This window comes from Pseudomonas sp. XK-1 (assembly GCF_038069885.1).
Classification (GTDB): Bacteria; Pseudomonadota; Gammaproteobacteria; order Pseudomonadales; family Pseudomonadaceae; genus Aquipseudomonas.
Window position 1 is genome coordinate 414,230 of record NZ_JBBPES010000001.1, and the last position, 23,073, is coordinate 437,302.

At 64.6% G+C, this 23,073-nt stretch carries 20 protein-coding genes; 3 read left to right on the plus strand and 17 right to left on the minus strand.

The window, feature by feature from the left end:
- Positions 1-60: 60 nt before the first annotated feature.
- From WMW70_RS01830 to WMW70_RS01855, 6 genes are read right to left on the minus strand one after another with little or no spacing between them, the layout of a single operon-like run.
- Positions 61-1,743, minus strand: a complete 1,683-nt coding sequence (locus WMW70_RS01830) for an AMP-binding protein (protein ID WP_341435812.1) — start codon at positions 1,741-1,743, stop codon at positions 61-63.
- Positions 1,740-2,285: a COG4648 family protein gene (locus WMW70_RS01835; RefSeq protein ID WP_341435813.1), complete on the minus strand. Its 546-nt coding sequence runs from the start codon at positions 2,283-2,285 to the stop codon at positions 1,740-1,742. The genes WMW70_RS01830 and WMW70_RS01835 overlap by 4 nt, the downstream gene beginning before the upstream one ends.
- Positions 2,285-2,545, minus strand: a complete 261-nt coding sequence (locus WMW70_RS01840; protein WP_341435814.1) for an acyl carrier protein — start codon at positions 2,543-2,545, stop codon at positions 2,285-2,287. Before WMW70_RS01840 ends, WMW70_RS01835 begins: the two co-directional genes overlap by 1 nt.
- 11 nt (positions 2,546-2,556) lie before the next feature.
- Complete coding sequence (locus tag WMW70_RS01845) at positions 2,557-2,817, minus strand: phosphopantetheine-binding protein (protein ID WP_090249897.1); 261 nt, start codon at positions 2,815-2,817, stop codon at positions 2,557-2,559.
- The gene (locus WMW70_RS01850; protein WP_341435815.1) at positions 2,792-3,607 is read right to left on the minus strand and encodes a lysophospholipid acyltransferase family protein; all 816 of its coding nucleotides are present in this window, start codon (positions 3,605-3,607) and stop codon (positions 2,792-2,794) included. The genes WMW70_RS01845 and WMW70_RS01850 overlap by 26 nt, the downstream gene beginning before the upstream one ends.
- Positions 3,580-4,242 carry a beta-ketoacyl synthase chain length factor gene (locus WMW70_RS01855; protein ID WP_445942102.1) on the minus strand — a complete coding sequence of 221 codons (663 nt, stop codon included), beginning with the start codon at positions 4,240-4,242 and terminating at the stop codon, positions 3,580-3,582. The genes WMW70_RS01850 and WMW70_RS01855 overlap by 28 nt, the downstream gene beginning before the upstream one ends.
- A gap of 293 nt (positions 4,243-4,535) precedes the next feature.
- Between WMW70_RS01855 and WMW70_RS01860 the strand changes: the two genes are divergently transcribed.
- A complete protein-coding gene (locus WMW70_RS01860; RefSeq protein ID WP_341435817.1) occupies positions 4,536-5,306 on the plus strand; it encodes a ParA family protein in 771 nt (256 codons plus the stop codon).
- 58 nt (positions 5,307-5,364) lie between these two features.
- On the opposite strand, the gene WMW70_RS01865 is transcribed toward WMW70_RS01860, so the two are convergent.
- The 4 genes from WMW70_RS01865 to WMW70_RS01880 all read right to left on the minus strand — a co-directional run bounded on the left by WMW70_RS01865 (position 5,365) and on the right by WMW70_RS01880 (position 9,174).
- Positions 5,365-6,165, minus strand: coding sequence for a universal stress protein (locus tag WMW70_RS01865; RefSeq protein WP_341435818.1), 801 nt, complete (start codon positions 6,163-6,165; stop codon positions 5,365-5,367).
- A gap of 88 nt (positions 6,166-6,253) precedes the next feature.
- Positions 6,254-6,697 carry a YiiD C-terminal domain-containing protein gene (locus WMW70_RS01870; protein ID WP_341435819.1) on the minus strand — a complete coding sequence of 148 codons (444 nt, stop codon included), beginning with the start codon at positions 6,695-6,697 and terminating at the stop codon, positions 6,254-6,256.
- A gap of 187 nt (positions 6,698-6,884) precedes the next feature.
- Positions 6,885-7,322, minus strand: coding sequence for a thioredoxin TrxC (trxC, locus tag WMW70_RS01875; protein WP_341435820.1), 438 nt, complete (start codon positions 7,320-7,322; stop codon positions 6,885-6,887).
- 55 nt (positions 7,323-7,377) lie between these two features.
- Positions 7,378-9,174, minus strand: a complete 1,797-nt coding sequence (locus WMW70_RS01880; RefSeq protein WP_341435821.1) for an SLC13 family permease — start codon at positions 9,172-9,174, stop codon at positions 7,378-7,380.
- Positions 9,175-9,410: 236 nt separating this feature from the next.
- Here WMW70_RS01880 and WMW70_RS01885 point away from each other — a divergent pair, with 236 nt between their 5' ends.
- Positions 9,411-10,106 (plus strand): aspartate/glutamate racemase family protein, encoded by a 696-nt coding sequence (locus WMW70_RS01885; protein WP_341435822.1) that lies wholly within the window; start codon positions 9,411-9,413, stop codon positions 10,104-10,106.
- Positions 10,107-10,180: 74 nt separating this feature from the next.
- Here the strand turns inward: WMW70_RS01885 and selO are convergent, their stop codons facing one another.
- The 5 genes from selO to WMW70_RS01910 all read right to left on the minus strand — a co-directional run bounded on the left by selO (position 10,181) and on the right by WMW70_RS01910 (position 20,079).
- Positions 10,181-11,641, minus strand: a complete 1,461-nt coding sequence (gene selO, locus WMW70_RS01890) for a protein adenylyltransferase SelO (protein ID WP_341435823.1) — start codon at positions 11,639-11,641, stop codon at positions 10,181-10,183.
- Between the two features lie 96 nt (positions 11,642-11,737).
- Positions 11,738-15,103 carry a mechanosensitive channel MscK gene (gene mscK / locus WMW70_RS01895; protein ID WP_341435824.1) on the minus strand — a complete coding sequence of 1,122 codons (3,366 nt, stop codon included), beginning with the start codon at positions 15,101-15,103 and terminating at the stop codon, positions 11,738-11,740.
- A gap of 34 nt (positions 15,104-15,137) precedes the next feature.
- Complete coding sequence (locus tag WMW70_RS01900; protein WP_341435825.1) at positions 15,138-16,883, minus strand: potassium/proton antiporter; 1,746 nt, start codon at positions 16,881-16,883, stop codon at positions 15,138-15,140.
- Positions 16,884-17,095: 212 nt separating this feature from the next.
- The gene (locus WMW70_RS01905; RefSeq protein ID WP_341435826.1) at positions 17,096-18,898 is read right to left on the minus strand and encodes an acyl-CoA dehydrogenase; all 1,803 of its coding nucleotides are present in this window, start codon (positions 18,896-18,898) and stop codon (positions 17,096-17,098) included.
- 137 nt (positions 18,899-19,035) lie between these two features.
- On the minus strand, positions 19,036-20,079 hold the full coding sequence (locus tag WMW70_RS01910; RefSeq protein ID WP_341435827.1) for an NAD(P)H-dependent flavin oxidoreductase: 1,044 nt from the start codon (positions 20,077-20,079) through the stop codon (positions 19,036-19,038).
- Positions 20,080-20,194: 115 nt separating this feature from the next.
- Between WMW70_RS01910 and WMW70_RS01915 the strand changes: the two genes are divergently transcribed.
- Positions 20,195-21,043: a 23S rRNA (adenine(2030)-N(6))-methyltransferase RlmJ gene (locus WMW70_RS01915; RefSeq protein ID WP_341435828.1), complete on the plus strand. Its 849-nt coding sequence runs from the start codon at positions 20,195-20,197 to the stop codon at positions 21,041-21,043.
- On the opposite strand, the gene WMW70_RS01920 is transcribed toward WMW70_RS01915, so the two are convergent.
- Both WMW70_RS01920 and msrA read right to left on the minus strand, forming a co-directional pair.
- A complete protein-coding gene (locus WMW70_RS01920; RefSeq protein ID WP_341435829.1) occupies positions 21,040-22,293 on the minus strand; it encodes an HD-GYP domain-containing protein in 1,254 nt (417 codons plus the stop codon). The genes WMW70_RS01915 and WMW70_RS01920 overlap by 4 nt on opposite strands.
- A gap of 83 nt (positions 22,294-22,376) precedes the next feature.
- Positions 22,377-23,024 carry a peptide-methionine (S)-S-oxide reductase MsrA gene (gene msrA, locus WMW70_RS01925; RefSeq protein WP_341435830.1) on the minus strand — a complete coding sequence of 216 codons (648 nt, stop codon included), beginning with the start codon at positions 23,022-23,024 and terminating at the stop codon, positions 22,377-22,379.
- Between the last annotated feature and the right edge of the window lie 49 nt (positions 23,025-23,073).

Consider the following 23,073-nt stretch of genomic DNA (forward strand, 5'->3'; position numbering starts at 1 on the left):
CGATACCCATCGAGCCGTTGTTGGGTATCGCTACGCTCAACACCAACCTACAAAAGTCACTCATTGTGCTGGCCCCAATAAAATACGCCCGGACGAGCAGGCGGCTTCGCCGTTGCGGTAGGCGAAATACAGCTTGCCGCGCGCGGCGTCGAAACGCAGGGTCAGCTGCAGGCGGTCGCCGGGGCGCGCCAGTTGCTGGAATTTCAGCACTTCCATGCCGCTGAAGCGCGGAGGCAGGTCCACGATCAGGCGGCGTGCCAGTTGCTGCGCCCAATCGACCTGGACCACGCCCGGCAGCACCGGGGTCTGCGGAAAGTGGCCGGTGAAGTGCGCCAGGTCCAGCGGCACCTCCAGCTCCAGCCGCCATTCGCCGTCCTGCTCCACAGCCGACAGCGGCTCCACCTGGGTTGGCCGTGGTGCTGCCAGCAGCGCTTCCACTGTGGCTTGCGCCAGTTTGCCCTGGTTGTTGTAGGGCAGCTGAGCGAGTAGCCGCCAGCGCCGGGGCAGGGCGATGGCTTCGCAATGACCGGCCAGATGGCGGCGCAAGGTTTCGGTGACGGTCTTGCGCCCCTGGTTACGCAGCGCATGCAGGCCGGCCGGGCTCAGGGCCACCAGGGCACCGAGATAGGCGCGGCCTTGCTGCACCACGCCCAGGCGCGCGTCGCTGACCCATTCATGGCCGAGCAGCGCCTGTTCCAGCATGGGCAGGGAAATGCGCTTTTCTTCCAGCTTGATAATCCGGTCCAGGCGACCGCGCAGGGCGAAGCGGCCATCGGCCTGCAACTCCACCGCATCGGCGGTCTGCTCGCGGTGGCCGGCCGGCAGGTAGGGCGAGGTCAGGTGCAGCGCACCTTCGCCGTTCTGCCCCAGCTCTATTCCGGCAAAGGGCGTCCACAGCTCACCGCCCTGACGCCAGGCAATGCCGCCGGTTTCCGAGCTGCCGTAGATTTCCGTGGGCCATTGGCCAAGCAGGTTCTGCAGCTCGATGGCTGTTTCTGGCGGCAGCGCGCCACCCGAGGAAAACACTTGGCGTACCGCGCGCAGTGCCTGCCAGTTGAGGTTATTGCCCATTCTCTTCAACAGGGCAGGGCTGGCAACCCAGGCGAAGTCGCCGCCGCTGGCCAGGCTTTCGCGCTGCAGGTCCTCAGGAAATGGCTGGGCGCGGCGCAGAAAGACGCGGCCGGCACACAGCGGCCAGAGCACGCGAAACAGCAGGCCGTAGATATGCTGGGTGGCGACGCTGCCGAGGATGGTCGCGTTGCCCAGTTGCTCGCCCCAGAGCTGCTCCAGGGCGGTCACTTCATTGGCCAGCTGGCGCAGGGATTTGTCGATCAGCTTGGCTTCACCGCTGGAGCCGGAGGTGCACAGGGTCAGCTGACATTGGTCGAGATCGAGTGGGGCTGGCAACAATGCCGCGCTGTCGGCGTCAAGCAGGCTGTCAAGCGTAGCGACGCCCGTACTATCCAGCCATAGCTCACACTGCGTGCTCATGCGCTGGCGGGTCTGCGGCTGTGCGTCGGCCGGCAGCAGCACGGCAATTCCGGCGCGCCAGGCGGCCAGCAGGGCGATGGCCAGCTCAGCGGCATCGTCGAGGTACAGCGCCAGGCGCTTTACGCCACGGCGTTGCAGCTCAGCGGCCAGCTGCAGGGCGTGCTGGCGCAGCTGGGGCTGATCCAGATCTGCGGTTACTGCGCGGCCTGGGTGGGCTTCGAGCAGCAGGTGCTCGAGGGGCAGCCAGTTCATTCATGTCTCCTTACACGCTGGCGTACCAGCCATTCGCCGGCAAACAGCAGGCCCATCAGGCCATAGGAAATCAGCCCGGTGTACAGGGTCCACCAGCTCAGCGGAGCCCAGAAATTCAGCGCCACCACCACCAGGCCGTTGGCCAGGAAGAACCAGGCCCAGACCGCGGTGACCAGGCGCGTGTAGCGGATCGCCACCTCCGGCAGCTGCGGTTCGGTCAGGCGCGCCAGGCGTTCGATCAGCGGCGGGCCGAACTTCAGGCTGAGGCCGAACAGCGCCAGCAGCAGGCCGTTGAGCAGCACCGGATACCAGCGCAGCAGCGCGGGCTCACCGGCGAGACCCAGCAGCAGGCAGAAGCCCAGGGCCACCGCGGTCATCCAGCGGTTGCCGGGCTTGCCGCGCTGGCTCAGGGCGCGGGCCAACCACAGGCCGCCGAGCAACGCGGCGAACAGGCGTGGCGACAGGTGCTCCATGCCGTAGTACACGGCGAAGGGGTAGAGCAGCCCCACCAGCAGCAGGAGCAGGCCCGGTAGGCGACTCATTATTCGGCAGCGGGTGTATTGACCAGTTTCAGCACCGCCTCGACCACGTCGCCGACGGTGCGTACCGCCTTGAATTCCTCGGCCGCCAGCTTCTTGCCGGTCTGACGCTTGATATGGTCGATCAGGTCGACCGCATCGATGCTGTCGATCTCCAGGTCCTGGTAGAGGTTGGCGTCCAGGGTAATGCGCTCGGCCTCCAGTTCGAACAGTTCGACCAGGGCGTCGCGCAGGGTGGCGAAAATATCTTCACGAGTTTGCATCGGCGGCTTCCTCAGGCGGTCTGTTGCGATGACACGAATGCCGCCAGGCTGGCTACGTTGGCAAAGTGCTTGCGGGTGTCCTTGGCTTCAGCGTCGATCTTGATGCCGAAACGCTTCTGGATCGCCAGGCCGAGTTCCAGGGCATCCACCGAGTCCAGGCCCAGGCCTTCGCCGAACAGGGTCAGGTCGGCGGCGATATCTTCGGCGGCCATGTCTTCGAGGCCGAGGGCGTCGATGATCAGGTTCTTAATTTCCAGCTGTAAATCGCTCATCTTTGGCGAGCTCCTTCATAAAGTGTCGGTGCAGAACGTCGTTGAGCTTGCGCGAGGCTATCGGCGGCGGGCCCATAAGGTTGAACTGTTGCGGGTCGATATCCTCGCCTACGCGCAGGCGCAAGTGGAAACGACGCGACGGAATGCTGTACCAGGGTTCGGCCTTGGTCAGGGTGGTGGGGCTGACGCTGATCGCCACCGGGGTGACCACGCGCGCGCCGCGAATGGCGATGGCCGCCGCGCCGCGGTGAAACTGCGGGCTGTGCCCCGGCGTGGTGCGCGTGCCTTCGGGGAAAATCACCAGAGTTTGGCCGCTTTGCAGGGCAGCGGCCGCCTCGTCGAGCATGTCCATGCTGCCGCTGTTGCTGATATAGCCGGCGGCGCGAATCGGCCCGCGCATGCTCGGGTTGTCCCACAGGCTCTGTTTGACCACACAGTTGGCGTCGCGGATAAAGGCGATCAGCACCACCACATCGATCAGTGAGGGGTGGTTGGCGAGCACCAGTTGCCCAGGGCGACCGAGGCGTTCGATGCCCTCGACCTCATAGGTCAGCACGCCGCTGCGGTACATAAAGCGCACGAACAGGTAGAAGGTCTTGCTCACCACCGCGCGGGCGCGGGTGCGCCGGGCCAGGGCATCGCCCGGCAGCAGGGCGAGCAGGGGGAAAATCAGTACGCGCAGCAGTACGCCGCCCAGGCCGAACAGGCTGAAACTCAGGGCCGTGGCAATCAGCCGCCAGATATAGGGCGCGCTGTTACGGCTCAGGCCTTGTCGCGAGACCATATCCATTGCCGGCTCTTCCAGTGATGTTGCAGGGAGGTCTGCCCGCTGCACAGGGCGCGTACCAGATTGATCGCATGGGGCCACTCGCTTGCCGGCCCCGTGGCGCTGCGCAGCTGCAGTTGCCAGTCGCTGCCCGCTGTCAGCAGCAGGGCGATGGCGTAGGGAAAGGGCACGTCGTCTAAATAGGGGGCGTACAGCGCCGGCGGCGTTTCCTCGCAGATCACCAGCAGCACTGCCGGGGCACCTTCGGCGAGCAGGCCGCAGGCTTCCAGCACGGCGTGCTCCAGGCCGTCGCCGGCGGCGGCCAGGGCGGTCATCTCGCTGGTGTCGCCGCGCTGGATCGACCACAGGCCGATAATCGCGTTATGCACCGAGAGGCTGAATTGGGTCGGCGACAGCGGCTCGCCGTGGGCCAGGTCGGTGAGAATGGCCAGGGTACGTGGGGTTTCGCCGTGGCGGCAGGCGAAGACCATGGGCATCGGTCCCTGTGCTTCCGCCAGGGGCCAGGCAACATGGAAGGCCATGCGTGCCAGGCGGCTCAGGCGGCGGCGCTGCATGGCCGGGAGGAAGCCGACATCGGGTTGTGCACCGCTATCAGGCAGGCGAGACGGGGTCTGATGCCAGGCGCACCAGTCATCCATGCTGTCCAGGCCAGGGGCCCAGGCACGCCATTGTTCAATCCTGAATTCGGTCACGCGGGAGGCTCTTTCCGGCCCTGTACTGGGGGGGCACGCCTGTGGTCGTCAGGCATGCCAGCGAGGGCATTGGCAACGCACATGGCGAGGTGCCGGCATTATCCTGTCCGCGGCTGTCCTAAGCAAATCGGCTGTGTGGCGTTCTGACCGGAGGTGTCAGCTTGTTTGGCGAAAATCTCCCCCTTGTCATGTACTTTGCATAGAATTCATCACCATTTCGGTGCTCAGAGGGGTGTTTCATGCGGCGGGTGATCTTCAATCAGAAGGGCGGGGTGGGTAAATCCAGCATTGCGTGCAACCTGGCGGCGGTCAGTGCCTCTCAGGGCTATCGCACCCTGTTGGTCGATCTGGATACCCAGGCCAACTCCACTCACTACCTGACCGGCCTGAGCGGCGACGATATCCCCATGGGTATCGCCGAGTTCTTCAAGGGCACCCTGAGCAGTGGTCCGTTCGCCAAGAAGGGCACTGTGGATATTTATGAAACGCCCTTCGACAACCTCCACGTGGTCACCGCCACCGCCGAGCTGGCCGACCTGCAGCCCAAGCTGGAGCAGAAGCACAAGATCAACAAGCTGCGCAAACTGCTGGATGAGCTGAGCGAGGATTACGAGCGGATCTACCTGGATACCCCGCCGGCTTTGAATTTCTATACGGTTTCGGCGTTGATTGCCGCCGATCGTGTGCTGATTCCCTTCGATTGCGACAGCTTCTCGCGCCAGGCGCTGTATGGTCTGCTGCGCGAGATCGAGGAGCTTCGCGAGGACCACAACGAAGGCCTGGAGGTCGAGGGCATAGTGGTCAACCAGTTCCAGCCGCGGGCCACGCTGCCGCAGCAGCTGCTTGACGAGCTGATCGGCGAGGGCTTGCCGGTGCTGCCAGTCAACCTGATGAGTTCGGTGCGCATGCGCGAGTCGCACCAGGCCTGCATGCCGCTGATTCACCTGGACCGTAACCACAAGCTGACCCAGCAGTTTGTCGCGCTGCATGATCTGCTTAATGCCAGCTGACGGGCCGAGACACTAAAAAAGCTGCCTCGGCAGCTTTTTTAGTGTCTGCGCTACAGCCCTAGCGCACCACGAGGATGTCGCAGGGGGCCTTGTGCAGGAAGTGCTGTGCCAGGCTGCCGAGCAGGGCCTGCGACAGTGCGCTGCGGCCATGGCTGCCGAGCACCAGCAGTTCGGTCTGCTGGGTTTTCAGGTGCCCCTGCAGGCAGCGCAGGATGCCGCCCTGTTGTACCGAGTGGCTGAGGGTCGGGCCCTTGGCCGGCAGGTTCTGCTGCTCGTCCTGCAGTAACTGGTCTATCAGCGCCTTCTGCGTGGCCAGTTGCGCTTCGATTTGCTGCTGGGTGCCCTTGTCCGGTTCGAACACATGCAGGGCGTGCAGCTCGGCGGTTTCCGGCAGCAGGCGGTAGGCCTCGCCGAGGGCGCTGCAGGCACACAGGGAGAAGTCGATGGCCGAGAGGGCGCGCTGGTAGGGCTGGAAGTCGTTGCGGGCCACCAGCAGCAGGGGTACGGGGCAATTGCGTGCGATGCGGTCGAGGCTGGTACCGGAGAAGAAGTCATGGCGCTGATGATGTGCGCCGAGTACCAGCAGGTCGTAGCCACCTTCGCTCAGTTGCTGCAGCACCACTTCCGAGGGTTTTTGCCCGCTGCGGATCAGCAACTTGGTCGTGGGTGGGGCGTATTGGGTCAGGCTGCGATCCAGGGCCTGCTTGGCCTGGTCATGCTCCTGGCTGCTTTTGCTCGGGTCGAGCACATGCAGCACGGTCAGTTTGGCGTTGAACTGCTTGGCCAGCTGGACGGCGCGGCACAGGGCCATATCGGCGGTGTCGCGTAGATCATGGGCGATAAGAATGTGCGTGGGCATACTCGGCTCTCTCCTGCCGATACCTGTCGGCAAATTTATTGTGACCTCGAGAGATAGCTGGTCTTTTGACCTATAGCAAGGTCAGGTGTCAGCGGGCGCGTAATTGATACAGGCCGCTACTCTCGGCAACTACTTCACCACCGTCATCGGTCAGCTGCAACTCCAAACAATACTCGGCTTTGCCCTGTTCTGTGACCTGTTTTTGCAGGCGCTGGATTTCCTCGGCGGCGAGCCGTGCCTCGACCCGGATATCGCCGGTGGCCGGGCGGCGAAAGCGCAGGTTCATTGCCTTGATGATGGGGTAGAAACGCTGGGCATCGAAGCTGGTAAGAAACAGTGCCCCGCCAGGGATCTCGGCCAGGGTGAACAGCGCGCCGGCGTACATGCTGCCGATATGGTTCTGGTTGCCGGCCAGCGGCATGCGCAGGCGCACATGGCCGGGCTCCAGCACTTCGGCCTTGAGGCCGCTGCGCCGGACAAAGGCGATCTGCTCTTCGGTAAGCTGGCGGATGATTTCCACGGGCAGGGGCATGGCGGGATTCCTGGGGTCGGTTGTTCGTCCAGACTAACGAGCGTCCCGGCTTCTGCCATTGACCGCAGCGGTCGCGTCGAATGACCGAAGCGCTCAGACCCTAGAGAGCATTCCGACCCCTAGGGTACGCCGTGCTCACCATCCGTGGCTTGTCAGCGGTGCGCACGGCGCACCCTCCGCGGACCGCTCAGGCCACGCCCTGCTGACGCAGCCAGCCGAGCAGTTGCGGCAAGGGCAGCGCCCCGCTCTGCCGGGCGACCTCCACGCCGCCCTTGAGCAGGATCAGGCTGGGGATCGAGCGGATGCCCATTTCTGCGGACAGCTGCGGGTTGGCCTCGCTGTCCAGCTTGGCCAGGCGGCAGCGGCCCTGCAGCTGTGCGGCGGCCTGTTCAAAGATTGGCGCAAAGCTGCGGCACGGGCCGCACCAGCTGGCCCACACATCGATTAGCAGCGGCAGGTCGCCCTTGTTCTGCGCGTCGAAACTGGTCTGGGTCAGCTCGAAGGGTTTGCTGGGCAGCACTTCGGCCTTGCAGCGGCCGCAACGAGGCGCATCGCCCGTGCGCTCGGCGGGAATGCGGTTGAGGCCGTTGCAGTGTGGGCAGGGGATCAGCAGGGGATTGGTCATCGGCAGCTCCTCGGGCTATGGCTGATAGATGGAGCCGCGAGGCGGCGATATCAAGTCAGACTGGGGTCAGCGGCCAGAACCAGGGAATCACAAAGCTGGCCACCACCCACAGCAGCAGGTTGAGCGGAATACCGACCTTCATAAAGTCGGTAAAGCGATAACCGCCGGCGTTGTAGACGAAGGTGTTGGTCTGATAGCCAATGGGCGTGGCGAAGCTGGCGCTGGCGGCGAACATCACCGCGACCACGAAGGCGCGCGGGTCGACGCCCAGGTGCTGGGCCATACCGATGGCAATCGGCGTGACCAGTACCGCCACGGCGTTGTTCGACAGCACTTCGGTGAGGATCGAGGTGAACAGGTAGATAAACGACAGCATCAGCAGCGGGCTGGCCCAGGGCATCAGGCCCATGACATTGCTGACCATCAGACTGACCAGGCCGACCTTGTCCATGGCGATGCTGATGGCCAGCATGCCGAAGATCAGGCTGAGAATCTTCCAATCCACCGCCTTGTAGGCGTCTTCCACGTCCAGGCAGCGGGTCGCCAGTACGGTGACCGCGCCGATGATCGCCAGGCCCTCGATGGGCATCACGCCGAAGGCGGCGAGGATCATCACCGCCAGGGTGGCAATGATGGCAATCGGTGCCTTGTCGCGGCGGAAGGCGCGCTCCTGAACGGCGTTGAGGCTGATCAGCTCGCCATTGTCGGCGAAGCGCTTGATCTGCGCGGGGGTGCCTTCGACCAGCATTACGTCGCCGAACTGCAGTTCGAAATCATCCAGGTTGCCCTGGATATTTTCGTCCTGGCGGTGCACGGCGAGCACGGCGATGCCGTAGCGCGCAGTCAGGTCGAGGTCGCGCATGGGGCGGTGGCTGTAGCGCGAGCTGCGCCCGACTATGGCCTCGGCCAGCACCACGTCATGGCTGCTGATGGTCTCGAAGGCGTCGCCGCGGTTAAACGTCAGGTGGCCGCTCTCGCGCAGCTCCACCACGTTCTTGACCTGGCCGTGCAGCACCAGACGGTCGCCGCTGACCAGCAAAGTGGTGGCGGTAGGCTCGGTCAGCTCCAGGTCTTCGCGGAACAGCTTGAGCACCTGCAGGCCGCTGCCACCGTTGAGGTTGGCCTCGTGCAGGGTCTTGCCGATCACCGGGGAGTCGTGGGGCACCAGCAGCTCGGTCATAAAGGTGCGATCCAGGTCCGGGCGCAGCTGCTTGGATAGGGTCTCGCGCTCGGGCAGCAGGTGGCGGCCGATGGTCAGCAGGTAGAGCATGCCCACCGTGGCCAGAATCAGCCCCGCGCCGGTGATCTCGAAGATGCCGAATGGCTCAAGGCCGGCCTTGCGTGCCACACCGTCGACCAGGATGTTGGTCGAGGTGCCGATCATGGTCAGGGTGCCGCCGAGGATGGTGGCGTAGGACAGCGGAATCAGCAGCTTCGACGGCAGGGTGCCGGCGCGCCGGGCCAGGGCGATGGCCACCGGGGTGAGGATAGCCACCACCGGGGTATTGTTCAGGCAGGCCGAAATCACCAGGGCGGTCAGGGTCAGGCCGGTCAGCACGCGAACCGGGCTGGTGCCCACCAGATTGCCCAGCCAGTTGCCCAGGGCGTCGATGCAGCCGGTGCGCTCCAGGGCGGCGGACAGTACGAACATGCAGGCGATGGTCACCGGTGCCGAGTTGGACAGCACGCTGAGCACTTCGGTGGGCGTCAGCAGCTGGCTGATCAGCAGCGCCGCCACGGCAATCGCCGCGACTATGTCCGGGCTCCACTTCTCGCGCACGAAGGAGTACAGCAGCCAGATCAGCAGGGCGGCCACGAAGAGCAGGGGCAGGGGCAGCGAGTCCCAGAACATTGAAATCCTTAACGCGTCAATCTGAGGTGTCGGGCGCGCCGGATGCACACGCGGCGGCCAAGCAAGGCGGAGAAGATAAGGCTTGCTGCTTAGAGAGTCTAAGAATGTTTGGAAAGGTTTATATGCCTTTTCGATTTAATAGAAAAGGCTGTACCGCCGTCTACGCCGGGCACTGTGACTGTGTGTCGAAGGCCTGGGCGGCTAGGCTCGAATCTTTGCCAGGGGAGAAAGCCAGCATGCGTCAGTTAGGTGTCCTGGGGGGGATGAGCTGGGAGTCCACGGCCAGCTATTACCGCTTGCTCAATCAGGGCGTACGCCAGCGCCTGGGCGGCCTGCATTCGGCCCCGCTATTGCTGCATTCCGTGGACTTTGCCGAGATCGCCGCGCTGCAACAGCAGGGCGACTGGTCGGCTGCCGGGCAGATACTGGCGCAGGCGGGTCGTGGCCTTGAGCGCGCCGGGGCGACGGCTCTGCTGCTGGCCACCAACACCATGCACAAGGTGGCACCGGCCATCGCGGCGGCGGTGGATATTCCCCTGCTGCATATCGGCGATGCCGTCGGCCAGGCCCTGCAACGTCAGGGCGTACGCCGCGCGGCCCTGCTCGGCACGCGCTTTACCATGCAGGAGGCCTTCTACCGCCAGCGCCTGGCCGAGCGCTTCGCCATCGAGGTGATCACCCCGGACGCGACGCAGATGGCGGAAATCGACCGGGTGATCTTTGCCGAGCTGTGCCTGGGCCAGTTTCTGCCCCAGGCGCAGGCGTTCTATCTGGACTGCTTGCGTACGCTGCAGGCGCAGGGGGCCGAGGTGGCCATCCTCGGCTGCACCGAAATCGGTTTGCTGCTCGATGGCCTCGACGCGCCGCTGCCGCTGCTCGACAGCGCCGAGCTGCATGTGGCATTGGGGCTGGAGTGGATGCTGGGCTCATAGGGTGGATGGCGCTCTATCCATACCACCGCGGCAGTTGGTGGATGAAAAAGGCGTCATCCACCCTACGGCTTAGTTCAGGACGAACAGCTGATTTCCAGATGCTTGCCCCATTCCGGTGGGCGCTGGGCGTAGCGTTCGAAGCCGGGTTGCTCGTCGAAGGGCCGTGACAGCACCTGATGCAGTTCGCGCACCGGGGCGTAGTCGCCCTGTTCGGCGGCCTCGATGACCTGCTGCGCCAGGTAATTACGCAAAATGTATTTGGGGTTGGCTGCGTGCATGCGCGTGCGGCGTTGCGCCTGATCGCCGCCATCCTGGGTGCTGCGTGCCAGGTAGTCGGCGGCCCAGGCATCGAAACCGGCGAGGTCGGTAAAGTCGTCACGCAGACGCGCCACGGCTTGCGCTGCCGGGCTGTCGCCGAGTTCGCGGAAGAACAGCGTGTAATCCACCGCGCTGCTCTGCATCAGTTGCAGCAGGCGTTGCACCAGGGCTTCGTCGCCCTCATCGGCGCTCTGCAGGCCCAGGCGTTTGCGCATCAGGTCGAGGTAGTGCGCCTGGTACAGCGGCAGAAACAGGCCCAGGGTTTCGCGCAGCGCCTCTATCTCCACCAGCGGCACCAGGGCCTGGCCGAGGGCGGCGAGGTTCCATTGGGCGATGGGCACCTGATTGCTGAAGCTATAGCGGCCGGTGTCGTCGGAATGGTTGCAGATATGCTTGGCATCGAAGTCATCGAGGAAGGCGTAAGGGCCGTAATCGAAGGTGATGCCGAGGATCGACATATTGTCGGTGTTCATCACCCCATGGCAGAAACCGTAGGCCTGCCAGTAGGCGATCATCGTGGCGTTGCGCTCGATGACCTCGCGGAACATGGCCAGGTAGGGCTGCTCCTGTTGCAGGCAGTCGGCGTAGTGGCAGTGCAGTACATGTTCGGCCAGTTGCCTGAGCTGCTCGTGCTGCTGGGTGTAATAGAAGTACTCGAAGTGACCGAAGCGCACATGGCTGGGGGCCAGGCGCAGGACCATGGCCGCGCTTTCCTGCTTTTCGCGCCACACCGGGGTGCTGGAGCCGGTCACGCACAGCGCCCGCGAGCTGGGGATGCCGAGGGCATGCAGGTGTTCGCTGGCAAGAAATTCGCGGATCGATGAGCGCAGCACCGCGCGGCCGTCGCCCATGCGTGAGTAGGGCGTTTGCCCGGCACCTTTGAGGTGCAGGTCCCAGTACTGGCCGGCGTCGTTGACCACTTCGCCGAGCAGCAGGCCGCGGCCGTCGCCCAGGCGCGGGTTGTAGCCGCCGAACTGATGCCCGGAATAGACCATGGCCCGTGGCTCGGCAGTGCTCCACAGCTTGTGCCCGGTGAATATCTGGGCGAACACCTCACTGTCGGCCTCGGCCGGGTCGAGGTCGAGCAGGGCCATGGCGGCCGGGCTGGCCACCACCAGGCGCGGCTCGGCGATGGGGTCGGGCAGTACCTCAGTCGAAAAGGCATCGCCGAGACGGGCGAAGCGATTGTCGAAGGTCAGCTCGGTCAACGACTTCAAGGCAGGACTCCAGGCAGTGACGCCGCCAAGCCATGGCTCGGCGGCGGATGGACGGTGGCCCCGTTCGGCGCGCTGTACCAGCGCCAGACCCGATGCTTACTGGGGATCGGGCGTGGACTCGGTGGGCGTGGTCGGTGTGATCGGGTCCTGCTCGGTGCTGGGCTGTTCGGCCTGGGAGGTCTTGCCGGTACCCAGGTTGAGTTCCAGACCTTGCAGGTTCTTTACCATGACCTCGACCTGATTGAAGGCCATCTCGACGTTGTGCTCGCGGAAGCTCAGCGCGATGCGGGTGAGGATCTCATCGGTGGAGGCATTGCGGTCGGCCAGTTCGCGCACATGGAAACGCAGTTCGTAATCGAAGGTGCTGGCGCTGATGGTCAGGAAGAACAGCAACGGTTCCGGGTCGCGCAGCACCCGCGGGTTCTCCGTGGCGGCCTGCAGCATCAGCTTGCGGGCCAGCGCCAGGTCGGTCTCGTAGGCCACGCCGATCTTGATGATCACCCGGGTAATCGTATCGTTCAGCGACCAGTTGACCAACTGGTCGGTGACGAAGGTCTTGTTCGGAACGATGATTTCCTTGCGGTCGAAATCGGTGATGGTGGTGGCGCGGATGCGGATCTTGCTCACCGTGCCGGACAGGTTGCCGATGGTCACCACATCGCCGATGCGCACCGGACGCTCGAACAGGATGATCAGGCCGGAGATAAAGTTGGCGAAGATCTCCTGCAGGCCGAAGCCCAGACCCACCGACAGCGCCGCCACCAGCCATTGCAGCTTGTCCCAGCTGACCCCCAGGGTGGACAGGGTGACCACGAAACCGACGGCGACGATCAGGTAGGACAGCAGGGTGGTGGTGGCATAGGCGCTGCCCTGGGCCAGACTCAGGCGCGACAGCACCAGCACTTCGAGCAGGCCGGGCAGGTTGCGCGCCAGGGCCACGGTGATGCCGACGATAACCAGTGCGCCAATCACATCGCTGAGGCTGATCGGCACCAGGCTGGCCGTTTCGCCGGTACCGCTGCTGTATTCGTAGAGGGTGATGTTGTCCAGGTAGGAAAACACCGAGATCAGGTCGGCCCAGACCCAGTACAGGCCGACGATAAAGCTGCCGAGCAGGGCCAGGCGGATCAGGCGCAGGGACTGCTGGTTGACCTGTTCGATATCCAGGGTCGGTTCCTCGACCACGTTTTCGGTGCCCTCGCCACTTTCCTTGCTTTGCGCCTGGCGTTTGCTCATGGCGCGCTGGAAGGCCAGGCGGCGGGCGGCCACGCCCAGGCCGCGGACGAAGGTGGCCTCGATGATCAGCCAGATCATCAGCAGATAGAGGGTGGTGATCAGGCGGTCACTGAGCTTGAGCGCGGTGTAGTAGTAGCCGAAACCCACTGCGACGATCAGGGCCAGGGGTAGCAGGCTCAGGGCCATGCCGATCAGCATGCGGAAGGCCGAGGCATGTTCGCGGGCCGGGCCGGTGAGCAGCAGTTTGTGCAGCAGCCAGGCCATCAGGGCGTAGCAGCTGATGACCACCGTCAGGCCGATCACATCGTCGCCAAGGCTGGCCGGCTGATGCCCGGCGATGGTGACCACCGCCACCAGGGCCATGACCACCAGGCCCAGGCGGCGCACCTGGCGGTGCAGGAAGGCGACCTGGCTGCGCCCCCAGCGGAAGTGCAGTTCGGCCACGCCGCCGTCGGCGAGGATGCGGTACACCGTGTAGAACACCAGCCAGGCCTGGGCCATCTGGAAGAAGGCGGCCCCCAGATTGGCGTTCTGCCCGCGGGCGTCCATCTGCAGGGCGAAGCCGCATAGCGCCAGGAACAGGGTGCCAGGCAGTGCCAGCAACAGGTTGAGGAGGATCGCCATGGGCGTGTGCAACTGGCTGTCGCGCTTGAAGTGGCCGACGTCCTGGTGGAATTCGCCGAGCTTGCGGTACAGGTAGCCGCGGCGCCACAGCAGCACGGCGATCAACAGCAGCAGCGGCAGGAACAGCAGCGGCCGTTCGACCAGGCCGGCACCCAGCTGGCGCAGATTGGAGCCCCAGGCCAGCTCGGCAATCTGCCGCTCCAGCAGGCGCGGCACCGATTTGAACCATTCCAGGTCCAGCGGCTTGTTGCTGGGGATCCAGAACATCTGCTCGTCGAGGGTGGTGCGCAGGGCCTGGGCTGTACTTTGCAGCTGCTTCTGGTTCAGCTGCAGGGTGATCGATTCGTTGAGCAGGGCATTCAGTTCGCGATTCAGGCGGTCGATCAGTTCGCGGCGGGTGGCGAAGATGTCCAGCAGGTCGGCGCGCAGGTTCTGCACTTCTTCGATATCGATCTGCTGTGCCAACAGCTGGTCGACATAGGCGCTGGGGTTGCTGATGCTTTCGCGCTGCTGGTTGAGTTCGAACTGGTACAGGCGCAGGTCGGCGATCTGGTCGGGCAGTTTGCTGTCGATCTTCAGGGTCGGCAGCGCCTGTTGCTGCTGATAGAGAATGCGCGACAGCAGCAGGCTGCCCTGCAGCACGCTGATCTGCTCCTCCAGGGCCTGGTCGCTCTGGTTGAGGCTGTCGAGCTGCTGCTTGGTCTGCAGATTTTCCCGGGTCAGCTGATTGAGGCGCTCGGTGGCGCGCAGCAGGTAGTCGGAAAGTTTCAGGTTGGCTGCGCGCTCCCGTGCCAGCAGGGTGCTGGAGCCGGCCTTTTCGGCTTCGCGGGATTGTTCCTCGACGGTCTGGGCGGACAGCGCGCGGCGTTTTTCATTGATCAGGGTCTGCAGGTTGAGCAACTCCTGCTCGACGCGCTGGATGCGCTCCTCGAGCAGGGCGCGGCGGCTGTTGCCGAGGTCCTGCAGGGCGCTGTTGCCGGCCAGTTCCTGGCGGCGCAAGTTGGTCTGGGCTTCCAGTTTGACCAGCTCGGCGCTGAGCAGGTCGCGGCGTTCGCTGGTCAGCGGCTTGTTGTCGTCGCGGCCGCTTTTCAGGATGTTGTTGATTTCCTGGCTGCGGGTCTGGTTGCCGCTGATCTCGGCCTGGGCGCGTTCCGGGCGGGTTTGCGCGGTGATCACCAGGCTGTTGGCTTCGACGATCTGCTTTTGCCATTCGCTGAGCTGGGCGTTGCGCTCGGCCAGCAGCTGTTCGAGTTGCGTGAGCGAGCTATTGGCATAGCGCTGCTCGACCTGGGTGGGCTGGCTGGCCTTGAGACGTTCTAGCTCGCGCTGGGCTTCGCCGATCAGGCGTGGGGCCTGATCAAGCTGCTTTTTGAGGTCGCTCAGGCGCTGCTGGCTGTCGGCCTCTTCGGTCAGCCATGCCAGGGTTTTTTCCAGGGTCTGCTTGAGCGCCAGCTGTTCGGCCTCGGGCAGTTTGCGCTCGGCCAGGTTGTCCAGGCTGCGCTGGACATCGGCGCTTTTGGGCGGCTCGGCGGCCTGCAACCAGGGGGCGCAAAGGGACAGCCCGAGCAGGGCGATGACAAGGTAGGCGCGTAAAGAGGGCATGGTGGAGATCGTAGGGCTCGAAAAGAAGCTGAGTTTAGAGGAACAGCCCGGGTCCCGGGCGACTACCTTCGGGGAATCTGACGCCGACCTTGCGCACCTTGTTCCCTTCCATTGCCGCAACGGTCCAGGTCAGGCCCTGCCATTCGACCTGATCGCCGATCACCGGCGAGCCGCCAATCTTGTGGGCGATAAAGCGACCCAGGTGCAGCTGGCCTTCGGCACCTTCCAGTTTCAGGCCATAGAGGGCAGCGATGGCCGCCAGTTCGGCATCGCCTTCGAGGACGAAATCGCCGAAGAAGCGCAGGTCCTGGCCGCGGGTCGGTGCCTGGCTGAACAGCTTGCCGAGGCCGGGCAGGTCGTGTTCATGGCCGACCACGCAGAGCAGGTCGCCGGCTTCCAGGGTGGTGCTGCCGGAGGGATGCAGCAGTTCCTTGCCGCGGAACAGCGCGGCGATGCGTGTGCCTTCGGGCATCTTGAGCTCGCGCAGGGGCGCGCCGATGCACCACTTTTCCGCACCGAGGCGGTAGATAAACAGTTCCCACTGGCTGGTCGGGTGCACATCCAGGCCGGCACGTGACACCGGGGCCGGCTCCGGCGGTACGGTGACGCGCAGCCGCTTGGCCGCCCAGGGCAGGCTGGTGCCCTGCAGTAGCAGGGAGACCAGCACAATAAAGAAGGCCACGTTGAAGAACAGTTGGGCATTCGGCAGGCCGGCCATCAGCGGGAATACCGCGAGAATGATCGGTACTGCGCCACGCAGGCCGACCCAGGCGATAAAGGCGCGTTCGCGGTCATGGAAGGCGCGGAATGGCAGCAGGCCGATAAAGATCGACAGCGGCCGGGCGAACAGGATCATCCACAGCGCCAGACCCAGAGCCGGCAGGGCAATCGGCAACAGCTCGTGGGGGGTTACCAGCAGGCCGAGCACCAGGAACATGCCGATCTGCGCCAGCCAGGCCAGGCCGTCGAGCATATGCAGGATGCCGTGGCGCGAGCGGATCGGCTTGTAGCCCAGCAGCAGGCCGCACAGGTAGATCGCCAGAATGCCGCTGCCGCCAACCGCGTTGGTCACGGCGAAGATAATCAACCCGCCGCTGACCACCAGCAGCGGATACAGCCCGCCCGGCAGCTCCATGCGGTTGACCAGCTTGAGCAGCAGCCAGCCGCCACCCAGGCCGAACAGCGCGCCGATGCCGAATTGCAGCAGCAGTTGCAGCAGCAGGGCCCAGTCCAGGCCATTCTGGCCGCTGGCGAGGATGGCGATCAGGGTGACGGTGAGAAATACCGCCATCGGGTCGTTGCTGCCCGACTCGATTTCCAGGGTGGCGCTGACCCGCTCGTTAAGGCCGCGCCCGCCGAGCAGGGAAAATACCGCCGCAGCATCGGTGGAGCCGACGATGGCCCCGATCAGCAGGCCCTCCATCCAGCTCAGCTTGAACAGCCAGGCGGCCGCCATACCGGTCAGTCCGGCGGTAATCAGCACGCCGACAGTGGCCAGCGACAGCGACGGCCAAAGGGCCACGCGGAAACTGGATACCCGCGTACGCATGCCGCCGTCGAGCAGGATGATGGCCAGCGCCAGGTTGCCCACCAGATAGGCCAGGGGGTAGTTGTCGAAGACGATGCCGCCGGGGCCATCGGTGCCGGCAAGCATGCCGACGCCGAGAAAGATCACCAGAATCGGGATGCCGAAACGCGAGCCGAAGGCGCTGACCAGGATGCTCATGGCCACCAGCATTGCCCCGATCAAGAACAGGTTGTTGATGGCAGTGGCGTCCAAGTGTGGCTCCGGGCAAATGGGCGAGGTGCCGCTGCTACGCAGAGGTCATGCCGGATTCTAACCCGTGGCTTTGCCAGGCTGTCAAAAAAACGCCCCGCTTGGGCAGTGCGAGCTCTTACCAGCGAAATCAGCCATTTAGGTCCTGTTTTCGCTGGTGTGTTTGTGGCTTTGGCCTGGACCGTAGGGTGCACCCTACGGGTTTATGGTGCCGGCTAGAACCAGGCGTCCTGCATGCCCAGACAGGTATCGTCGCGGGCTTCGAGGATGGCCAGGTCGTGGTGGCAGCTCGGCACTTCCCAAGTGAGGAAGTAGCGTGCGGCCTGCAGCTTGCCCTGGTAGAAGTCGGCATCCGCAGGGTTACCGCGGGCCAGGCCTTCTTCGGCGCGGATCGCCTGTTCCAGCCAGCGCCAGCCAATCACGGTATGGCCGAACACCTTGAGGTACAGCGCCGAGTTGGCCAGGCCCTGGTTGACCTTGCCGCTCATCAGATCGCCCAGCAGCGCCAGGGTCACGGTTTGCAGGCGTGCCAGCAGTTGCTCCAGTGGCTGGCGTAGGGCTGTCAGCGAATCATGAGCTTCGGCGCGCTGGCAGGTGCCGTGGATCAGCTTGAGCAGCTGCTTGAGCGCCGCCCCGCCATTCATCGAGACCTTGCGCCCGAGCAGGTCGAGGGACTGGATGCCGTGGGTGCCTTCGTGGATCGGGTTGAGGCGGTTGTCGCGGTAGTACTGTTCCACCGGGTAATCGCGGGTGTAGCCGTGGCCGCCGAGAATCTGGATAGCCAGCTCGTTGGCCTTGAGGCAGAACTCCGACGGCCAGGATTTGACGATCGGGGTGAGCAGGTCGAGCAGCTCCAGGGCGATGCGGCGCTCTTCCTCGGTCTCCAGGGTCAGGGTGTCGTCGAACAGCCGCGCGGCGTACAGACCGAGGTCGAAGGAGCCTTCCACATAGGCTTTTTGCGTCAGCAGCATACGCCGCACATCGGCGTGCTCGATGATCGCCACCTGGCTGGAGGTCGGGTCCTTGCCATCGGGCAGGCGGCCTTGCGGGCGCTGGCGGGCATAGTCCAGCGAGTACAGGTAGCCGGCGTAGCCGAGCATCACCGCACCCATGCCGACACCGATGCGTGCCTCGTTCATCATCTGGAACATGTAGCTCAGGCCATGGTGCGGTTTGCCCACCAGGTAGCCGACGCAATCGCCGTTATCGCCGAAGTTCAAAGCTGTAGAGGTGGTGCCGCGCCATCCCATCTTGTGGAACAGCCCGGCCAGGACCACGTCGTTACGCTTGCCCAGGCTGCCGTCATCGTTGACCAGAAACTTCGGCACGATAAACAGGCTGATGCCTTTCACGCCCGGTGGGGCATCCGGCAGCTTGGCCAGGACCATGTGCACGATGTTTTCCGACAGCGGATGGTCGCCGCCGGAGATAAAGATCTTGTTGCCCTTGAGCCGGAAAGTGCCGTCTTCGGCAGGTTCCGCGCGGGTGCGGATATCCGACAGCGAGGAGCCTGCATGTGGCTCGGTCAGCGCCATGGTGCCGAAGAAGCGGCCGTCGATCATCGGCTGCAGGAAGCGCTGCTTTTGTTCGGTCGTGCCGAAATTCTCGATCAGGTTGGCCGCACCCATGGTCAGGAACGGATACGAGGTGGTCGCCGCGTTGGCCGACTGGAAGTGGGCGAAGCAGGCCTGCGACAGCAGGTTCGGCAGCTGCATACCGCCGACGTCGAACTCGCGTGTGGCGTTGAGGAAACCGGCTTCGAGGAAGGCGTCCACCGCCGGTTTGACCTCGGGGATCAGCACCGCTGCGCCGTCGACATACTCCGGCTCGTGTTCGTCATTCTTGCGGTTGTGCGGGGCGAACAGGTTTTCCGCGATGCTGCGAGCGGTGTCGATGGCCGCGTCAAAGGTTTCGCGGCTGTGCTCGGCGAAGCGCTCGCGCTGTGTCAGGCCTTCGGCGTCCAGCACTTCGTAAAGCTCAAAGGCCAGGTTGCGGGAGCTGAGCAGGGACTCGGACATGGGTGTACCTCCGGTTGCGATGGGCCGAGTCTAAGCAGCCGCGAGTGCTGCTCCCAGCACTATCAATAAGCGTGATAACGGCGCGTTGGGCAGTGCTTGGGTAGCCCGGATTGCGCCGCGTGCCGCGTCTTATCCGGCTACGGAGCAAAACCCTGAGCCAGCTCGCGGGTCAGTTCAGCAGCGCCGATGCTCTTGCAGCCGCTGACATTCTGCCCGGCCCAGAGCGGTGAGAAGTCGCCGCTGCCCTGGCTTTCCGCCTTGCTGCGCAGTGGCGCAATGGCCGCAGTCGCCAGGGGGAAGGCCGGCGCGAGCGAGCTAAGCGGACCCAGCTCACGCATCACCCGGTTGACGATGCCGCGTGCCGGCCGGCCGCTGAATAGGTTGGTCAGGGCGGTGTGCGCTGCCGCCGGGCTATGTAGGGCGGCGCGGTGGATGGTGCTGGTGCTGGCTTCATCGCAGCACAAGTAGGCGGTGCCGATCTGCACCCCGGCCGCGCCAAGGGCCATGGCCGCGCGCACGCCCTGGGCATCGGCAATGCCGCCGGCGGCAATCACCGGCACGCTCACTGCCTGCACGATCTGCGGCAGCAGGGCAAAGGTGCCGAGCTGGCTGCTCAGTTCATCGGTGAGGAACATGCCGCGATGGCCGCCGGCTTCCAGGCCCTGGGCGATAATCGCGTCCACGCCATTGGCCTGCAGCCATAGTGCTTCCTCCACCGTGGTCGCCGAACTCAGTACCTTGGCCCCGCAGGTCTTGACCCGCGCCAGCAGCTCGGCCGAGGGCAGGCCGAAGTGAAAACTCACCACGGCTGGGCGAAACTCATCCAGCAGGTCGGCCATTTCGGCACTGAAGGGCAGTCGGCCGGGGCCGCTGGCGATAGTCGTCGGGTCGATGCCTAGCTCGGCGTAGTAAGGGCTCAGTGCCTCGCGCCAGGTTGCCTCGCGAGCAGCATCGACGGCTGGCGGGGTGTGGCAGAAGAAGTTGAGGTTATAGGGTTTGCGAGTTTTCTCGCCCAGCGCTTGCAGTTCCTTGCGCAAACCGGCCGCGTCGAGCATGGCGCAGGGCAGCGAGCCGAGCGCGCCGGCATTCGATACGGCGGCCGCCAGGCCATGCAGCTGCACGCCAGCCATTGGTGCCTGAATCAGGGGCAGTTCGATGCCCAGTAGGTCTTGCAGTGACATGTCGGTTCTCCCTTGCCTGACGAATCAAGGGCCACCGTACTGATCCATCTGGCGCATGGCAAATGCCGCCGCCCTGCGGCCCTGTTAAACTGCTCGGCCACAGGAGCCCGCCCCGATGAACTACCGCCACGCCTTCCATGCCGGCAACCATGCCGATGTGTTGAAACACTATGTATTGAGCCGTCTGATTGCCCTGCTGTCACGCAAGGAGGCCCCCTTCGCCTACCTCGACAGCCATGCCGGTGTCGGCCTGTATGACCTGCGCGGCGATCAGGCCAGCCGTACCGGCGAGTGGCTGGAAGGTATCGCCCGGCTGTGGCAGGCCACCGACGTGCCGGACCCGCTGCTGGATTATCTGGAAGTGATCCGTGCGATGAACCCCGATGGCGAGCTGCGCCATTACCCCGGTTCTCCCGAGCTGGCGCGCCTGCTGACCCGCGAACAGGACCGCCTGCACCTGAACGAGAAGCACCCGGAAGATGGCCGCCTGCTCAAGGAAAACATGCACGGCGACCGCCGCGTCGCGGTGCACCTGGGCGAAGGCTGGCATGTGCCGCGGGCCTTGCTGCCGACCCGCGAGAAGCGCGCGCTGCTGCTGATCGACCCGCCGTTCGAGCAGGTCGATGAGATGGAGCGCTGTGCTCAGTCCCTGAGCGATGCCATCGGCCGCATGCGCCAGGCGGTGGTGGCGATCTGGTACCCGATCAAGGACCTGCGCCAGCTGCGCCGTTTCTACAGCGACCTGCAGAAGAGCAAGGCACCCAAGCTGCTGCGCGTCGAGCTCTACGTGCACGCCACCGACGAAGCCGCGCGGCTGAACGGCTCCGGCCTGGTGATCAGCAATCCGCCCTGGGGCCTGGAAGACGAGCTCAAGCAGATCCTGCCCTGGCTGTCCCAGCTGCTCGGGCAGAGCCAGGGCGGCTGGCGCATGGATTGGCTGATCGAGGAAAACAGCGGCAGCTAGCGGCCCTGCGTAGGCTCAACGAAGTAGGTGAGCTGCTGGCGCGGGTTGAGGTATTCCAGCGCCTCGCGCGGCAGTTGGGCCGGGCGCAGGCTGGCGGCGATGCTCAGGCGCGGTTCCTGCGCCAGATCGATTATCAGCGCCTCGCTCTTGGGCACGGCGGCGTCGTAGACAATCAGCGTCGGTTTCAGCGGCTGGCTCGGGTTGATGCCGAGTACCAGGCCATAGCGCTGGTCGTCCAGCTGTACCAGGCCGCCGGGTGGGTAGACGCCCATCACCCGGATAAAGGCCTTGAGCGCCACCGCATCGAAACGCGCGCTCTGCTGCTTGAACATCAGCGCCAAAGCTTCATGAGGGCTTAAGCCATCGCGCGGGTTAAGCGGGTTGCACAGGTTGTCGAACTGGTTGGCGATGCACACCAGGCGGCTTAGCCGGCCGATGGCGGCCTCGCGCAGCTGGCGCGGGTAGCCGCTGCCGTCGCAGTACTCGTGGTGTTCGTTGATGATGCGCAGCACTTCGTCGTCGAGCATCAGCTTCTGGCCCATGCGCAGGCCGAACTCGCAGTGCAGTTGCAGCAGTTGCTGTTCCGGGCGGGTCAGCGGCTCGCTTTTCAGCAGCACCTTGCTCGGCACTTCCAGCTTGCCGATATCGTGCAGCAGCGCACCGAGGCCGAGGATATGGCAGTCCTCACTGTCCAGGCCCAGCTGGCGGCCAAGCATCAGCGCCAGCACCGTGACGTTCAGTGAATGCAGGTAGCTGTCTTCGGCGGCCTTGCTGTTGATGCTATGCAGCACCACACCGCTGCCGCCGAGCAGGGTTTCGACCATCGCGCCGACAATCTCGCCAGCCTGCTTGATGGCGTCTTCCGGGCGGCTGCGCAGGGTCTGGTTAAGCGTCTTGACCTGCTGGCTGGCCTGGACGAACTTTCGGTCCACCTCGGCCAGGCGTTTGCGCAATACCTTGAGCTTTTCTGCGCGGGCCTGGCTGGCCTGCTGTTGCGGGCTGAGCGTTGGCGTTGCTACGGGCTCGGCCGCAACCGGGGCCGGAGTGGCGTCCAGCGGCGGGCAATCGCTGCGCGCCGGGTCATAGCGCAGGCGCTCCAGGCCCAGGGCGCGCAACGCCTTGATCTGCCCTTCATCCTTGATCTTGAAGTTGCTGAAGGCAAAGTTGTGCTCCCACCAGGCCAGTTCGAGCTGGATATACAGGCCGACACAGAGTTGATCGGGGGCTATATAGGTGGAGGCTGCAGGCATGCGGGTATCGGCAATAATGGCTATTGGCTTTCAGTCTAGCGGTTTGCCCGTGAGCCGGCAGCCATCTTTCGATACTCGCCGGGTCAGGCCGGCAGGCAAACCCCGGTGCCGCCCAGGCCGCAATAGCCGCCGGGATTTTTCGCCAGGTACTGCTGGTGATAGGCCTCGGCGTAATAGAAGGGTGGGGCCAGGCGTATTTCCGTGGTGATGGCACCCAGGCCGGCCTTGTCCAGCTCGACCTGGAAGCGCGCCTGGCTGGCCAGGGCGGCGGCCAGTTGTTCGTCGCCATGGCAGTAGATCGCCGAGCGGTACTGGCTGCCGGTGTCGTTGCCCTGGCGCATGCCCTGGGTCGGGTTGTGCGCCTCCCAGAACACTTTCAGCAGGGCATCAAAGGAGGTGAGCTGTGGGTCGAACACCACCAGCACCGCCTCGGTGTGGCCGGTCAGGCCCGAGCAGGCTTCTTCATAGGTCGGGTTAGGGGTATGGCCGCCGGCATAGCCGACTGCCGTGGTCCACACCCCCGGCTGCTGCCAGAAACGCCGCTCGGCCCCCCAGAAGCAGCCCATGGCGAATACCGCTTGTTGCAGGCCGGCGGGGAAGGGGCCTTGTAGCGGGTTGCCGTTGACATGATGGGCGCTCGGCACCGCCAGAGGCGTATCGCGGCCGGGCAGTGCCTGTTCGGCGCTGGGCAGTTCGAGTTTATGGGCGAGAATTTGCGAGCGCAGAACCATGAGCCATTTCCTCAGCAGAAGCATGTGTGTCATAGACCGCGTAACGGCC

Excerpts from the sequence above, each read along its gene's own strand:
- WMW70_RS01855 (WP_445942102.1), bottom strand. The coding sequence starts at position 4,242 with ATGGATGACTGGTGCGCCTGGCATCAGACCCCGTCTCGCCTGCCTGAT.
- WMW70_RS01885 (WP_341435822.1), top strand. The coding sequence starts at position 9,411 with ATGCGTCAGTTAGGTGTCCTGGGGGGGATGAGCTGGGAGTCCACGGCC.
- WMW70_RS01910 (WP_341435827.1), bottom strand. The coding sequence starts at position 20,079 with ATGTCACTGCAAGACCTACTGGGCATCGAACTGCCCCTGATTCAGGCA.
- WMW70_RS01840 (WP_341435814.1), bottom strand. The coding sequence starts at position 2,545 with ATGCAAACTCGTGAAGATATTTTCGCCACCCTGCGCGACGCCCTGGTC.
- WMW70_RS01860 (WP_341435817.1), top strand. The coding sequence starts at position 4,536 with ATGCGGCGGGTGATCTTCAATCAGAAGGGCGGGGTGGGTAAATCCAGC.
- mscK (WP_341435824.1), bottom strand. The coding sequence starts at position 15,103 with ATGCCCTCTTTACGCGCCTACCTTGTCATCGCCCTGCTCGGGCTGTCC.
- WMW70_RS01920 (WP_341435829.1), bottom strand. The coding sequence starts at position 22,293 with ATGCCTGCAGCCTCCACCTATATAGCCCCCGATCAACTCTGTGTCGGC.
- msrA (WP_341435830.1), bottom strand. The coding sequence starts at position 23,024 with ATGGTTCTGCGCTCGCAAATTCTCGCCCATAAACTCGAACTGCCCAGC.
- trxC (WP_341435820.1), bottom strand. The coding sequence starts at position 7,322 with ATGACCAATCCCCTGCTGATCCCCTGCCCACACTGCAACGGCCTCAAC.
- WMW70_RS01830 (WP_341435812.1), bottom strand. The coding sequence starts at position 1,743 with ATGAACTGGCTGCCCCTCGAGCACCTGCTGCTCGAAGCCCACCCAGGC.
- WMW70_RS01870 (WP_341435819.1), bottom strand. The coding sequence starts at position 6,697 with ATGCCCCTGCCCGTGGAAATCATCCGCCAGCTTACCGAAGAGCAGATC.
- WMW70_RS01835 (WP_341435813.1), bottom strand. The coding sequence starts at position 2,285 with ATGAGTCGCCTACCGGGCCTGCTCCTGCTGCTGGTGGGGCTGCTCTAC.
- WMW70_RS01905 (WP_341435826.1), bottom strand. The coding sequence starts at position 18,898 with ATGTCCGAGTCCCTGCTCAGCTCCCGCAACCTGGCCTTTGAGCTTTAC.
- WMW70_RS01865 (WP_341435818.1), bottom strand. The coding sequence starts at position 6,165 with ATGCCCACGCACATTCTTATCGCCCATGATCTACGCGACACCGCCGAT.
- WMW70_RS01880 (WP_341435821.1), bottom strand. The coding sequence starts at position 9,174 with ATGTTCTGGGACTCGCTGCCCCTGCCCCTGCTCTTCGTGGCCGCCCTG.
- WMW70_RS01850 (WP_341435815.1), bottom strand. The coding sequence starts at position 3,607 with ATGGATATGGTCTCGCGACAAGGCCTGAGCCGTAACAGCGCGCCCTAT.
- WMW70_RS01915 (WP_341435828.1), top strand. The coding sequence starts at position 20,195 with ATGAACTACCGCCACGCCTTCCATGCCGGCAACCATGCCGATGTGTTG.
- WMW70_RS01845 (WP_090249897.1), bottom strand. The coding sequence starts at position 2,817 with ATGAGCGATTTACAGCTGGAAATTAAGAACCTGATCATCGACGCCCTC.